Below are 300 nucleotides of genomic sequence, written 5' to 3' on the forward strand. Positions count from 1 at the left end.
CGCACTGCTGGCCTGCCTGGGCTTCTTCGTCAGCGCCGCGCGGGCCTATCGCAAGGTCACCGGCGCGGTGATGATCGGCATCCTGCTGGTCACCGGCCTGTCCATCGCGCTCGGCCTGTCCGAGCTGCCGGGCGTGATCTCCATGCCGCCGTCGCTGATGCCGACCCTGCTGCAACTGGATATCGCCGGCGCGCTGGATATCGGACTGGTCAGCGTGATCTTCGCCTTCCTCTTCGTCGACCTGTTCGACACTTCCGGCACCCTGGTGGGCGTCGCGCAGAAGGCCGACCTGCTGGACAA

1 pseudogene is annotated in these 300 nt (G+C 67.0%); it reads left to right on the top strand.

The features are described 5' to 3' along the window. Positions 1–300: pseudogene (locus GYB81_RS24305) on the top strand (NCS2 family permease); the annotation flags it as partial.

The sequence above is a fragment of the Pseudomonas yangonensis genome, assembly GCF_009932725.1.
Classification (GTDB): Bacteria; Pseudomonadota; Gammaproteobacteria; order Pseudomonadales; family Pseudomonadaceae; genus Aquipseudomonas; species Aquipseudomonas yangonensis.